Source organism: Helicobacter canis (genome assembly GCF_008693005.1).
Lineage (GTDB): Bacteria > Campylobacterota > Campylobacteria > Campylobacterales > Helicobacteraceae > Helicobacter_B > Helicobacter_B canis.
In genome coordinates, this window is sequence record NZ_VXKE01000010.1 from 72,107 (window position 1) to 85,742 (window position 13,636).

At 46.3% G+C, this 13,636-nt stretch carries 12 protein-coding genes; 2 read left to right on the forward strand and 10 right to left on the reverse strand.

Translation table 11 applies throughout. The features are described from left to right. Positions 1–43: 43 nt before the first annotated feature. The 10 genes from F4V45_RS03595 to F4V45_RS03640 all read right to left on the reverse strand — a co-directional run bounded on the left by F4V45_RS03595 (position 44) and on the right by F4V45_RS03640 (position 11,464). Entirely contained in the window at positions 44–1,819 is a 1,776-nt protein-coding gene (locus F4V45_RS03595) for a glycosyltransferase family 2 protein (protein WP_150337103.1), read from the reverse strand. Next, positions 1,747–2,547, reverse strand: coding sequence for an enoyl-ACP reductase (locus tag F4V45_RS03600; RefSeq protein WP_150337104.1), 801 nt, complete (start codon positions 2,545–2,547; stop codon positions 1,747–1,749). The genes F4V45_RS03595 and F4V45_RS03600 overlap by 73 nt, the downstream gene beginning before the upstream one ends. Beyond that, the gene (gene dapA, locus F4V45_RS03605; protein ID WP_150337143.1) at positions 2,544–3,425 is read right to left on the reverse strand and encodes a 4-hydroxy-tetrahydrodipicolinate synthase; all 882 of its coding nucleotides are present in this window, start codon (positions 3,423–3,425) and stop codon (positions 2,544–2,546) included. The genes F4V45_RS03600 and dapA overlap by 4 nt, the downstream gene beginning before the upstream one ends. Positions 3,426–3,446: 21 nt before the next feature. Beyond that, positions 3,447–4,721, reverse strand: a complete 1,275-nt coding sequence (locus F4V45_RS03610; RefSeq protein WP_246144985.1) for a M16 family metallopeptidase — start codon at positions 4,719–4,721, stop codon at positions 3,447–3,449. Between the two features lie 43 nt (positions 4,722–4,764). Continuing rightward, a complete protein-coding gene (pyrD, locus tag F4V45_RS03615) occupies positions 4,765–5,826 on the reverse strand; it encodes a dihydroorotate dehydrogenase (quinone) (protein ID WP_150337106.1) in 1,062 nt (353 codons plus the stop codon). A gap of 12 nt (positions 5,827–5,838) precedes the next feature. Continuing rightward, positions 5,839–6,366 (reverse strand): gamma carbonic anhydrase family protein, encoded by a 528-nt coding sequence (locus F4V45_RS03620; protein ID WP_150337107.1) that lies wholly within the window; start codon positions 6,364–6,366, stop codon positions 5,839–5,841. Further along, positions 6,366–8,450, reverse strand: a complete 2,085-nt coding sequence (locus F4V45_RS03625; RefSeq protein ID WP_150337108.1) for an RNA degradosome polyphosphate kinase — start codon at positions 8,448–8,450, stop codon at positions 6,366–6,368. The genes F4V45_RS03620 and F4V45_RS03625 overlap by 1 nt, the downstream gene beginning before the upstream one ends. A gap of 137 nt (positions 8,451–8,587) precedes the next feature. After that, positions 8,588–9,310 (reverse strand): hypothetical protein, encoded by a 723-nt coding sequence (locus tag F4V45_RS03630; protein ID WP_150337109.1) that lies wholly within the window; start codon positions 9,308–9,310, stop codon positions 8,588–8,590. Between the two features lie 22 nt (positions 9,311–9,332). Beyond that, positions 9,333–10,820 carry a zinc-binding metallopeptidase family protein gene (locus F4V45_RS03635; protein ID WP_150337110.1) on the reverse strand — a complete coding sequence of 496 codons (1,488 nt, stop codon included), beginning with the start codon at positions 10,818–10,820 and terminating at the stop codon, positions 9,333–9,335. After that, positions 10,817–11,464: a 3-methyladenine DNA glycosylase gene (locus F4V45_RS03640; protein ID WP_246144990.1), complete on the reverse strand. Its 648-nt coding sequence runs from the start codon at positions 11,462–11,464 to the stop codon at positions 10,817–10,819. Before F4V45_RS03640 ends, F4V45_RS03635 begins: the two co-directional genes overlap by 4 nt. A gap of 93 nt (positions 11,465–11,557) precedes the next feature. Here F4V45_RS03640 and ribD point away from each other — a divergent pair, with 93 nt between their 5' ends. Together ribD and F4V45_RS03650 are read left to right on the forward strand one after the other, a co-directional pair. After that, a complete protein-coding gene (gene ribD, locus F4V45_RS03645) occupies positions 11,558–12,724 on the forward strand; it encodes a bifunctional diaminohydroxyphosphoribosylaminopyrimidine deaminase/5-amino-6-(5-phosphoribosylamino)uracil reductase RibD (RefSeq protein WP_170235154.1) in 1,167 nt (388 codons plus the stop codon). Next, positions 12,709–13,635, forward strand: coding sequence for a tRNA1(Val) (adenine(37)-N6)-methyltransferase (locus F4V45_RS03650; RefSeq protein ID WP_150337113.1), 927 nt, complete (start codon positions 12,709–12,711; stop codon positions 13,633–13,635). Before ribD ends, F4V45_RS03650 begins: the two co-directional genes overlap by 16 nt. Position 13,636: the final 1 nt, after the last annotated feature.

Genomic DNA, 13,636 nt, shown 5'->3' on the forward strand with positions numbered 1-13,636 from the left:
TTTTTTAGATATGTGTAATACTTGGTGCAAGCTAGAATCTAGCCTAGCTATCTTTAGGCAGTGTGCCAGAAGAAGGCAGTGTGCCAAGATGAGTGCGCAGCGTCTCAAGGTAGAGCTGGTAGTTGGCATTAGCACGATCTTGCGGGCGTGTAGGGTGGTGGATATGATAGCCCGCAGCGCAAAACTTCAGCCTAGCACTTCTCCCCCCGGCAAACAAAAATCTAGCCACAAACTCCCAATCTTCTGACCCGTGCCCTGTGAAGCTCTCATTAAACCCACCTACTCTCTCAAAATCTGCTTTATAAAAGCTCATATTGCAGCCTCCAACATTTGCCTTGACACTTTTAGTGAAGCTTTTGGCACTTTTTTGGCTACATAGATAAATAATCCACGCTAGAGGCGCGCAGCGATAAGCCTTCCAGCTCTTGTATTTAAAGCTCTCTTTATACGCGCTTGTATCGCCATTAGCGCGACAGGCTAGGATCTCCTTAGTAGTATTCTCACCAAGCATCGTGCGAGAGCCGCCTAGGCAGAATCCTCTTTTGGCAAAGCGCAGATGATCCGCGATAAAGTGCGGATCTAAAATCATATCGCCATCAATTAAGATAATGTAATCTTGCTTAGCAGCATAAACACCTTTATTGCGGATCGCACTTGCGCGAAACCCCTTGTCTTCCTGCCAGATATGGCGCAACGGGCAGGGGAAGTGCTTGGCATAAGATTCTATAAGGATTCTAGTCTCTTCCGTGCTGCCATCATCAGCGATGATCACTTCTGTTGGGAGTGGGGAGAGATCTCGCACAGAGTCTAGCACTAAAGCCAAGCGATCTGGGGAGTTGTAAGTGGTGATGACAAGTGAGACATCGCTAGGATTTGGTAGGGGGGGGGGATAAGTAATGCCGTGGGATTCAAGCATAGCGAGATAGCGTTTATCATTGATCGCTAGGGCTTGTGGGTTGATATTACTCTCGTGGTAGATATGGTATGCCACTGCGCTAAATGTTACGCGCTTTAGCTTACCACCTTGGAGCAAAAGCCGCGCGACAAAGTCTGTATCATCTCGCCCCCAGCCTGTATAGCCCTCATCAAATCCACCCAGCTTCTCCCAATCACTCTTATAAAAGCTCATATTGCAAGTGCGCACGACAGGCTTAATGTATGGACTCTTGCGTAGATGGCGCGTAGTTGTGGAGCGTAGGCTTGCCAAATATGCCATAAATCCTATGCGATAAGACTTAGCCTTTTTGTGTGCAAATGCTAGGCGGTAGGCTGTGCTAGGGCTTTGGGATTTGGTATGTAGAATCTCTTGGGTTGCAGAAGCACTGAGTCCTGTCCTAGAGCCTTGCAGCACTACACCCCTTTTGGCAAATCGCAGATGATCCGCGATAAAGTGCGAGTCTAAAATCATATCGCCATCGATTGTAATGATGTAGTCTTGCGTAGCTGCGGCAATGCCCTTATTGCGACTAATGCTAACACGAAACCCCTTGTCTTCTTGCCAGATATGGCGCAACGGGCAGGGGAAGTGCTTGGCGTAAGATTCTATAAGGATTCTAGTCTCATCAGTGCTGCCATCATCAGCGATGATCACTTCTGCTGGGAGTGGGGAGAGATCACGCACAGAGTCTAACACTAAAGCTAGGCGATCTGGGGAGTTGTAAGTGGTGATGATAAGCGAAGCACCTAGAGTGGTGCTTGATAGATTCTCATTTGGATACATAATTGGATATAAGGAGTGCTTAAGAGTTATTTGAAAGTCGTCCCACCATCGATAACGATTGTCTGCCCTGTGAGCCAGCCACTTTGCGCAGAGTCGCATAAGAAATACGCCGCGCCAGCTAAATCCTCTGGCGCGCCCATACGATTAAGCGGGGATTGCTCTTCAACTTTGGCGCGCACTTCTGCATAGTCTGGGAAAGCACGCAGTGCATCTGTATCAATCGGTCCGCCACTCACAGCATTGACGCGTATCCCCCACTCACCAAGCTCGGCAGCTGCGTATTTGACCATTGTTTCTACCGCGTTTTTACAATTTCCGTGCCCTGCATAGTTTGGCATATAGACAAGATTGCCCGTAGAACTTAGAGAGATGATAGAGCCACCACCTACTTCTTTCATACGCTTTGCCGCCTCTTGCGCGCCCACGACAAAAGCTAGCACCGTGGCGGTGTAAATGTTGTTTAGCCCCCTAGGACGCAAGCGCATAAAAGGTCCAAACCCACCAGCCACACTTTTGCCATAAATAATGGCATTACTTACGAAAAAATCCACACGAGAAAAATCAGCATCAATCTTGCTAAAAAGCTCGCTATACTGCTCTGGCTCTAGCACATTTAGTGGATAGTAGCAAGCTTTAATGCCATATTTAGATTCTACATCTTTAGCGATTTTGTCTGCTTCTTCTTCGTTTTTATTGTATGTGAAAGCTACATTAATACCATTTTGCGCGAATTTATACAAAATAGCCTTGCCGATACCACGCGTAGCACCGCTTATGACAAGTGTTTTACCCTGCATAGATTGATTAGAGCTTTGAGATTGTGTCATTGTTTCACCTCATAGTGTTGTAATGTCTGCTCGATGTAGCGTAGATTCTCCACGCTTGGGGCAAGCAGCGGCAGCCGATACTCTAAGCTTGGTATAAGCCCTGATAGATACATCGCTGCTTTGATAGGGATAGGATTGCTCTCGCAAAACAAAGCACAATTTATAGCATAAAGTTCATTATTTATAGCTTTTGATTCTTTAAAATTTCGCTCCAAGGCTAAGTGTGTGAGCGCAGAAATTTTATCTGGCAAAAGGTTGCCTGTAACAGAGATCACCCCTCTTCCACCATTGGCAAGTATAGGGTAGTTAATGGCATCTTCTCCGCTAAATATCGCAAAATCTTTGGCAAGTGTATTGAGCTCAACTATGCGCTCCATAGAGCCGCTGGCTTCTTTAATGGCAGTAATATTTGGCACATCTTCATAGAGTCGTATCGCCGTGCTTGGCTCGATATTTACCCCTGTGCGTGATGGGACATTATAGAGCATAAGGGGGATTTCCACAGATTCTGCCACGGCTTTGTAATGCTGATATAGTCCCTCTTGGGTGGGCTTGTTGTAATAAGGACTTACGCACAAAATCCCATCTGCGCCGCATTGCTGCGCAAATCGCGCTAGCTCTATGGCTTCGGCGGTGGAGTTGCTCCCAGCACCTGCTAGCACCTTTGTGCCACTATTTTTGCAGACACTCACGGCAATTTCTATGCACTCTTTATGCTCATTGTGCGAGAGCGTGGCAGACTCTCCTGTGGTGCCAACAGGCACACACGCATCCATTCCATAGCGGATCTGCCGCTCAATGAGAGAGATGAAGCACTCCGTGTCGATCTTGCCATTTTTAAAGGGTGTAATAAGCGCGCTCATCGCGCCACTTGGCATTTGATCTGCATAAGACATACTTCACTCCTTTTTATCGCATAAAATAGCCACGCTTAGCGTATCGTCTAAGAAATACTTTTGTGCCACGCGCGTAAGATCTGCTAAAGTCAGCTTGCTAAACTCCTCTTCATAGCGCAAAAGTGGGGCTAAATCTTCGCGCACCAAAAACGCCCCAAAAAGTCCAGCTACAGAGCTTGACTTCTCTAGTGAATACACAAAGCTTGCCTGCATATTACGCTTGGCAGTATCTAGCTCTTCTTGCGTGATTTGCCCCTGCTTCACGCGCTCCAAAATAGCTAGAATCTCCTTTTGCAAGGTTTTTGCCTGCACTTTTTCATTCCCCGCTGCCATAATCATAAACACCCCAGAATCCTTAAGCCCCATAGCCGAAGCAGAGACTTCGCTAGCGAGATTGCGCTTATCTACTAGCTCACTATCAAGCAAAGCGGACTTCCCGCCACTTAGCACTTCTGCAAGCGCGGAGAGCGCGATTTGATCAGTATGAGCAAAGTTTGGAATCTTATAGCCCATAATGAGCCACTCAATTTTGGTAGGCTTTTTGACAATCACTTCGCGGTAGCCATCTTGCTCTGGCTCTTGAATGCGGACTTTTGGGGGAGTCTTTGTGGCATTGATTGAGCCAAAATGCTTGCTCGCAGAAGCAAAAACCCTTTGTGGATCAATATCGCCCGCTACAACTACGACAGCGTTATTTGGCTGATAGTAGTCATCATAAAAATCTCTAATGTCTTCAATCTTCCAGCCTAAAATATCACCCATAAATCCAATAGGTGTCCAGTGGTAAGAATGATGCAAAAATGCGGTGTTAAAAAAGCGGAAATACAAATACCCAAGCGGGGAATTATCCGTGCGCCAGCGTCTTTCTTCTGCGACTACCTGCCGCTCTGGCTGGAACTCCTCATCTTTTAGCGAGAGATTGCGCATAAGCTCGGCAAAAAGCCCTAAAGAAGTGTCGATATGCTCTGCGCTTGATTTGATGAAATAGCGCGTGTAGTCAAAACCTGTGGAGGCATTATCCACGCCCCCAAAGCCTTTGACAACCTTATCAAACTCCCCTGCTTGAAGGTTTTTAGTCGATTTAAAGCTTAAGTGCTCAAGCATATGCGCTATCCCGCTCTTGCCTAAAGTCTCATTCCTAGAGCCGACTTTATAGAAAATATCGCTCTCAATCACACCGCTGCCATTATCCATAGGGATAACGACAATCTGCAAGCCATTATCTAAAGTCTTTTGCTCATATTTTGGTAGCACGCTCTTGCCCAAGCTTACACTCATCAACACTCCTAATAACAATACAAATCGCATAGATTCTAGCTAGCTACAAATCCGCACCAACTGCCTGTGCAATGGAGTCAAACCCATCGGCTTTAAGTAGAGCAGCGAGCTCTTGACTCATCTTCGCACAAAGGCTTGGACCCTGATAGATAAGCCCTGTATAAACCTGCACAAGTGAAGCTCCAAGCCTGATCCTACTGTATGCTTCTTTAGCGTTAGCGACCCCACCCACGCTAATAAGTATCGCGCTTTTGTGAGTTTTGTGCAAAGTTTTTGCCAAAGCAGCAAACATCTCTCTACTCTTCTCACACAAAGCAGCCCCACTAATACCGCCGTGCTTAGGATTGGCGATCAATGAAGTGTCCGTAGTTGTATTTGTAGCGATAATCCCACTCGCACCAGAATCTAACGCCTTAGCGCACACACTTAAAGCAGAATCCATATCCATATCCGGGGCAATTTTTAAAAATAGCGGCTTTTGTGTCTTTTGCCGCGCCATAGTGAAAAGAGATTCTACGAACTTTTCATTCTGCAAATCCCGTAAATTTGGGGTGTTTGGTGAAGAAAGATTGAAGGTATAATAATCACCAATGTCCAATACATCTTCTAAAGTTTTTTGATAGTTTAGCGCGGCGTCTTCTTCATTGATTTCTTTATTTTTGCCAATATTTATGCCAAGCGGGATACAAAATGGATAGAGCTTCTTAAGCCTTGTGGCAAACGCGACACTACCTAGGTTATTAAACCCCATAGCATTTTGCAAGCTTTCTTCACTCTCGTGGCGAAAAAGCCTTGGCTTTGGATTTCCACTTTGGGGGATTTTAGTAATTGTCCCAAGCTCCAAATGCCCAAAGCCAAGCCCCACAAGAGGCTTCACATACTGGGCGTCTTTATCAAAGCCAGCTGCTAGACCGATAGGATTATAAAACCGCAAGCCTAAAATCTCTTGCGCAAGGCTTTCATCACTATAGCCACCAAGGCGCAGTAGCATATCATCGCCAAATGGTAGCGCGCGCAAAGCTCGCAAAGACTTTTGCGAAAAGTGGTGCATCTTCTCTGCATCAAACTTAAATAGTAATGGCTTTAGTCGTTGATAAATTTCCATATATACTCCTTGCTACTTGACTTCATCATAATGCGAAGCAGCTAAATGCTGGTAATGCAGGGCTGATGATAAGCATTGAGCCACCTCATCATCTCGCAAAGGACGGATAAGGCGCGCAGGATTGCCTAAAATTAAGCTTCTGGGGGGGAATTTCTTCCCTTGTGTAACAACACTTCCAGCCCCCACGATACTCTGCTCGCCAATTTCTGCCATATCCATAATAATCGCGCCCATACCAATGATACACTCCGCGTGGATATGACAAGCGTGGATTATGCAATTATGCCCGATGGTAACATTTTCATCAATGATTGTGCTGCCATCAAAGTCCTGTGTCGCATAGCCGATGTGAATGGTGCTATTATCTTGGATATTGCTGCCATCGCCAATGTGGATTCTAGCTCCATCAGCGCGGATTACACTTCCATACCACACACTAGCATTTTCACCGATATGCACTTCACCGATAATGGTAGTCTGCGGTAAGATTATGGCACTTGCAGCGATTTTTGGGGTGTGTCCATTAAAGCTAGCGATCATTACGACTCTCCTATCATTCTCTGTAATAGTTTTTTAGCCTTGGCTTTGGCTTCCTTTTTATTGGAGCTATGGATTTCATTGACATAGCGTTCATAGACTACTTGTGAAGAAATTGGATTCTCCTTAGGGGTGGGGATTTTGCGATACTCTCCATCGCTTAAAAGCTCGTGGGCTTGCGTGTTATCACTAAGCTGGATTGTAAGAATCTCTATGAGCCTATCGGCGATGGCTTTGTTCGTCGCTGGGGTAAGTAGCTCCACGCGTCTCTCAAGATTTCTAGGCATAAGATCCGCGCTAGAGAAAAACACCCTTTCTTTGGCGTGGGCGAAATAGTAGATTCTAGCGTGTTCTAAATATTTGCCAATGATTGAATGCACGCGGATATTTTCACTCATACCCTTAACTCCCGGTCGTAGGCAGCACACACCACGGATAATAAGATCAATTTGCACGCCAGCTTTTGAAGCTTCATAGAGTGCGAGTATCACATCGGTATCGACAATGGCATTTGCTTTGAGGATAATGCGCCCCTGCGCACCAAAGCTAGATTCTAGCTTGATAAGTTCTAAAAGCTTTGGCTTAATCTGCGTAGGTGCGACACAAAGCGTATCAAGCTCTGTTTTATGCGAGCTGCCTGTGGAGAGTGAGTGGAAAAGCTTAACGACATCATTACTAATTGCTTGATTACTTGTAAAAAGACTTATATCTGTGTAGATTTTCGCCGAAGCGGTGTTGTAATTGCCCGTGCTTAAATGCACATATTCTGTAAGCTTATCGCCCATTTTTTTGATTACAAGTGCGACTTTGGCATGGACTTTGAGCCCGGGCACACCATAGATGACGTGCGCTCCGGCAGATTCTAGCGCGCGCGCCCAATGCAGGTTGTTTTCCTCATCAAAGCGAGCCTTAAGCTCGACAAGCACAGTTACTTGCTTTTCTTCTGCTGCTTGGATAAGTGCTTTGACTATGGGCGAGTTTTTCCCCACGCGATAAAGTGTCATACGAATGGAGAGCACATCTTTATCCTTAGCAGCAGTGGTGATAAAATCTACCACCGGGTCAAAGCTCTCATAGGGGTGAAATGCGATAATGTCGCCAGATTCTATAGTGTCTAAAATATTACACTCAGGGTCGATTGGGGGCAAAGTCTTAGGCACAAATGGCGTAGAGCCCAAATGCGCAAAATCCTTTGCCAAAACAAGCTCCCACATCGAGCCAAGATTAAGCAAAATCGAGTAGGAATACACATCTTCAGGCACGACTTCTACTTGCTTTTGGACAAACTCCTTAAGCTCTATCTTGCCCTCTCCTATCTCTAGGCGCGTGATCTCACCCCTCCTCCTAGCGCGCAGCCCCTCGCTCATTAGCTGCATAAAGTCATCTGCTTCATCTTCTTCTATCTCAAAATCCGCATTACGCGTAACGCGAAATGGCACATAATGCTCCAAGCTATATCCTAGGAAAAGCTCCGCTGCAAACTCCCCTACAATCGTCTCCACCGGCACAAACACGCCCTTATCAATAGCGACAAATCGCTTTAGCACGCGCGGAATCCGCACGATACCAAACTTCATCTCCTTTGTCTCATTGTGGCGAAGCTCAATAGCTATGCCAAAGCTTAAGTTGTTTAAATGTGGGAAGGGGTGGGTAGAATCCACTACAATTGGCACAATCACCGGATACAAATAGCGCAGGAAATACTCCCTTAGCTGCGCTTTTTGCGCTTTGTTTAGCTCGCTAAATACCTTGACTCTTAAGCCCTCTTTATCTAGCCCTGCTTGTATCTCACTAAAGAGCTCTTGCACTTGGGATTTCTCGCGGTGCAAATACTCGCGGATATGAGCAAGCTGCTGCGCAGAAGTGAGCTTATCAGCACCAATCTCACTAATCCCGCTTGCATAGAGCTTTTTAAGCCCAGCTACACGGATCATATAAAACTCATCTAAATTAGTGCCATAAATAGCCAAAAACTTTAGCCGATCAAGCAAAGGGATTTTCGTGCTTCTAGCTTCATTAAGCACGCGCGTATTAAACCGCAGCCACGAGAGCTCTCTATTGAAAAACATCGCATCAATTATCTCCATAACTCCTCCTTCCTTGTAGCTTTATCCTTAGGGTATGTAGCTATTGTATCTTAAAATCCCCAAATAAACCTAGCTAGATCTAATGGCTAGATTCTAGCAACAACCCCTTGTAACAACCTAGCAGCCAGCACCAGAATCTAAATAGAAAAATCATACATACACAAGCTTACGACAAACGAATACCCGCTAAACACAGGATCACCATAGCTGCGCGCATCAGCTCCGCGCAAAATCACAAGCGGGTAAGAGTAATTCCCCTCAAGCTTTAGCCCAAAACCTCTCATAATATTGACAAACAAGCCAGCATTAAAGTTTGCGCCGTGGATATTATATTGCCTAGTATCGTTGGGGAACTTTATGTGCTGCAGTCCCCAACTAATCCCCACACTTGGGATCACATACCGAGCTATGAGATATGAAGCGCGCACGCCAAAACTAAGCGAATAATCTTGTGCAGCCACGCCATTGATATAGCCCCCTAACATAAAGCTATGCCAATGCGCCCCACGCTCCAGCCCGAAAAACACTCCGTGCGCCACTTGGCTAAAATCTCTAGCCACACGCGAGTTTGTCGCTCCATCAATCAGGCTTATTTGCTGGGCTTTGATATGACTTTGTGAATAACCTATGGAAAAAGACCCATAAGATCTCTTGCTAACTGCTATGGGCTGATAGAGAGAAAACTTCTTCGCGCCCCTAGCACTAGAATCTAAAGCGGACTTGCTAGAGTCAAGCACACTTTGGCTAGGCTCATCTTGTGAAACAAGCTGCGCAGAAGAGCTGGGCTTGGAAGCAACTTGCGCGCTAGATTCTAGGCAAAACAGCAACACCGCACATACGAGAGAGAAGCCTACTTTCATCAATCTTCCTAACATATACATTTTAGTCTAATGTTTTGAGAATCCTACATAGCACCACAACAAACTCTTCAAAGCTCCCAATATCAAGACGCTCTTGTGTAGAGTGTGGGGAGAGAATCGTAGGACCTATACTTGCCATAAGCACGGGCTCTAAGCCCATTTGCGCAAACCGCTCCTGCAAGATCCCACACTCAAGCCCCGCGTGGATCTCGCTAATCTCCGTGTGTCGCCACTCAAACGCCTGAAGAATATGCCGTAAAATCGGGTGATCATCTGCAAGCTGTCTCTGCCACGGCGCATAAAAGCCACTTATTGTAGCAGGTTTTTGACAAAATCGCCCAGAAATCTCAAGGATAGAAGCGCGGATAGATTCTAGGAGATCATCTTTGTTTGCGCGCGCTTTTAGGCTAAAGTCTATATGCTGCTTGTGTGCGCGTGCTAGCGCGACATTGAGCGAGCTTAGGACACTATGCCCATCTCGCTCCCATACACCCTGCCTAAGCTCACCCACAAAGCGTGCAAGAGCTATAAGCTCATAGCCTAGCACTTGGGCTTTGGCATTAGGCTCTTCCGTGATCCTCACCACAAAGCCCGCGCACTCGCTGACATACACACGCCACGCGCTAGAATCTAGACTAGATTCTCTCTTAATGCGATAAGTAGTAGAATCTATATGCTTCACAGCTTCAAGTGTGCGCATACACTCTGTGAAGCTACGCGCGGTTTCTTGCGTGCTAAAGGCTGCTTGAGCTCTAAGCCCCACAGCTATGGAGTTTGACTTCTCTCCAGCTAGTAAATGTGTGAGTATTAGCCCACTTTTGTCGCTTAAATACCCACTAATCACACCAAATACTGCAAAAAACTCCGCCAAGCTTGATTTGATATTTTTGTGTATATCTACGCCGCTATGCCCCCCACTAAAGCCAAAGCTCTCAACATAAATACCGCCCCACACAGAATAAGTCCTAGCAGCAATAGAGCACTCCGCATCAAACCCACCAGCGCAGCCCACAATCACTTCTCCAAACACTTCACTATCAAGGTTAAGCAAAAATGGTGCTTGTATAGGCATAGTAAGCGCGTTTGCTCCACAAAGCCCCACTTCTTCATCATTAGTAAAAAGCACTTCAAAATTGCTAAACCCACGCTCCATACACCACAAAATCGCCGCGATTGCCGCGCCATTATCCGCCCCAAGTGAAGAGTCTTTAGCGCGCAAGAATTGCCCATCTTGCACAAGCTCTAATGCCCTATCTTCCCCAGCAGCCCCCACACCTACCATATCATAATGCGCTTGCAAGCATACCTTAGGGCGCGCTTGGGGACGCACTTGCAAGGTAGAATCTAGCGCAGAGCTAGACTTAGTCGCATAAATATTGCCTGCTTCATCTACCACGCTCCTAAAGCCTAGCCGCTCACATTCCGCGCATAAAAACTCGCGCATAGCCTGCGTATGGTAAGAGCGATGAGGGATACTACAAAGCTTGTAGAAATACTCTAGCGCGCTCATTGCTTCTCCATAAGTATTTGTATCGGTAGCTTTCGCTTGCTAAACTCCACGATTTTGCCGTGATACCTAGCATAAATTTGCGCTAGTGGCATTGTGGGATAGAGCTTTTCAAGCTCCCTAGAAGGCATATCCATAAACCACCTTTGCACATCTTCATAGCTCTCCATCTCCCAGCCAAGAGCAGCAAGCAGCCTAGCACTATAACTATCCACCACCATAATTTCCCTACCGCACGCATAATTTAGTATAGAATCCGCACTTTCAAAGCCTATCCCCTTACGCTCTAAAAGCCACTCTCTGCTAACTTCCTGCTGAAAGCTTGCAAAATCGCCAAAGTCTTCTAAAATCGCTTGTGCTAGCGCGATGATTCTTGCACTTTTTTGCCGATAGAGCCCGCTTGGAGCAATGAAGTGCTCAATAGAATCTACTTTTGCAAGATTGTGCAAGCTTGCATTATCATCGCCCAAAATCCCAGCACTTTTCAAGTTTGCCAAAGAGAGCTTGACCTTCTCCCACTTGGTGTTTTGCGTAAGGATCGCACCTACAACGACCTCAAAGCCCAAAGCCCCACCCCACCACCAATCACCCAAACCATTAAGCAAATCCAAATTTTTAAGCCGAGTAAGTAGCTCTATACTATTTATATCCACGCTTGCAGCCTTAGTAGTTTTGGGCATTGTAGCAGAAATTTAAGCCCCAAAAGTGTAGAATACCGCATTTATAGGGCGGAGAAATATGTGCAAATCGATGAAATCCTACTAGAGCGATGCCTAGATAAAGCGTGGGAGTATCAAACGCTAACCCTACCAAACCCCGCTGTCGCCGCTATGATTTATGATGAAAATGGAGAAATTTTAAGCCTAGAGTCTCACCAAAAGGCTGGATTACCACACGCTGAAGTTCTAGCAGTTTTTTGGGCTTATGCTAGGATATATGCGCAAAAGAATCAAATAAAGCTAGATTCTAGCCTAGAATCTAATCGCGCCATCTTGCTCCAAGCACTCGCCCCACTATGGCAAAGCTTCCAAGCAAGCCATCAAAAATTTGCACACCTAGCCCTAGAAGACTTGCCCTCTCACTCTCAAGCAATCCACGCTTTCATTAGCACCCACCACAACGGCTTCTTCCAAGATAAGACACTCCTGCTCACTCTAGAGCCTTGCAACCACTTTGGCAAAACTCCGCCTTGCGCCCAGCTTATCGCACAAATCTGCCCCAAAAAGGTGTGCATACTTGCGCGTGATATATGGGGAGAGAGTGCTAATGGTAGCAAAATGCTACAACAAGCAGGCATAGCAGTAGAATTTATCGCAAACAAGCCTCTGCAAAAGCGCGCGCAAGATCTACTCTATCCATTTCTATGCTTAAGGGAATGTGGGCAATTTGTCGTGTTTAAGCTCGCCTCTAGGCTTGATGGTAGCTATAAAAACGGGCAAATCTCTGGGGATTTATCGCGCATTTTTACACACAATCAACGCGCCATAGCCCAAAGTATCATTATCTCCGGGGCAACCGCGCGCAGCGATAGACCAAAGCTTGACACCCGCTATGCCACGCCACCTTATGCCAACACGCGTGTGCCAGATGTGGGCATTTTTACGCATAAGGATATTGATACAAGTATCCCACTTTTTCATATAGATTCTAGGTCAGTGCGCACTTATGATGATAAAACTCTACAAAATCTACCCAAAGGATTTCATATTATAGAGGGGAGCTTGCAGCTCTTTACTCACATCTGCTCCTTGCTCAAAGCTCCACCGCTCTTGCTTCTGCATCTCTCTGCAACCACCAAGCCCCAGCAATCACCCCAAGCTTTTACTCAAAGCTTGGGCAATATGTCCTTTAGGATTCTCCATACAACCAAGCTTGATAGAGATCTACTTCTATGGCTAAAGCTCTAAGATTCTACCAGCTAGCCGATGGCTATGCCTATAATAGCGATAGCTTGCTGCTGCTTGACTTTGCTGCACAATTTTGCAAAAACACGCCAAAAAATATCCTAGATATGGGGGCAGGGTGTGGGATTTTAGGCATTATGTGTGCGCACTATTTCCACGCCAAAGTCGTTGCCATAGAGTGCCAGCCCAAAGTCGCCCTACTTGCTGCTATCAATGCCAAAACCGCCCCATTTAACACACAATTTAACCCGCACACAAATAGCGAGCCAAGCAAGCCTAAAGGCTCCTGCCAAGTGCTTTGCGCAGACTTTTTAGATAAAGCCACGCCACAGCACGCATTAAACCTACTTGCATCAATGCCTAGCCAAGAGAATCTAGCCCAAAGCCCCAAAATCCACCCCCACACGCCACAGCCAAAATCTAGCCCAAAGTTTGACCTACTGCTATCAAACCCTCCTTTTTACCACGATGGCACGCTTAAATCTACCAATGAATTTCTACGCCAAGCGCGCTATGAGAGCCAGCTCCCCTTGCAAGCGTGGATACACCAGAGCAAAAAGCTTTTAACCCCTCGTGGTGCGCTGGTGTTTTGCTTCCAAGCAAGTGAGATAGCACGCGTGCTAGAAGCCCTAAAGCAAGAGAGCTTTACTTGTGAAACCCTGCGCCTAGTCTATCCGCTACAATCCAAGCGCGCAAAGCTCGTGCTTATTTACGCACGGCTAGATTCTAAAGCAAAGCTCTGCATAGAGCCACCACTTTTCACGCACAATTCCCCAGAGCAAAGCGACTTCACGCAAGAAGTCGCCCAAATCTATGCCACCTATCGCACCCACAGCATCAAGGTCTATGCGCAAGACATAGTGGATTCTAGCCTTATAGATAAATGCGGAGAGATTTTGACATTTGCCACCTAGA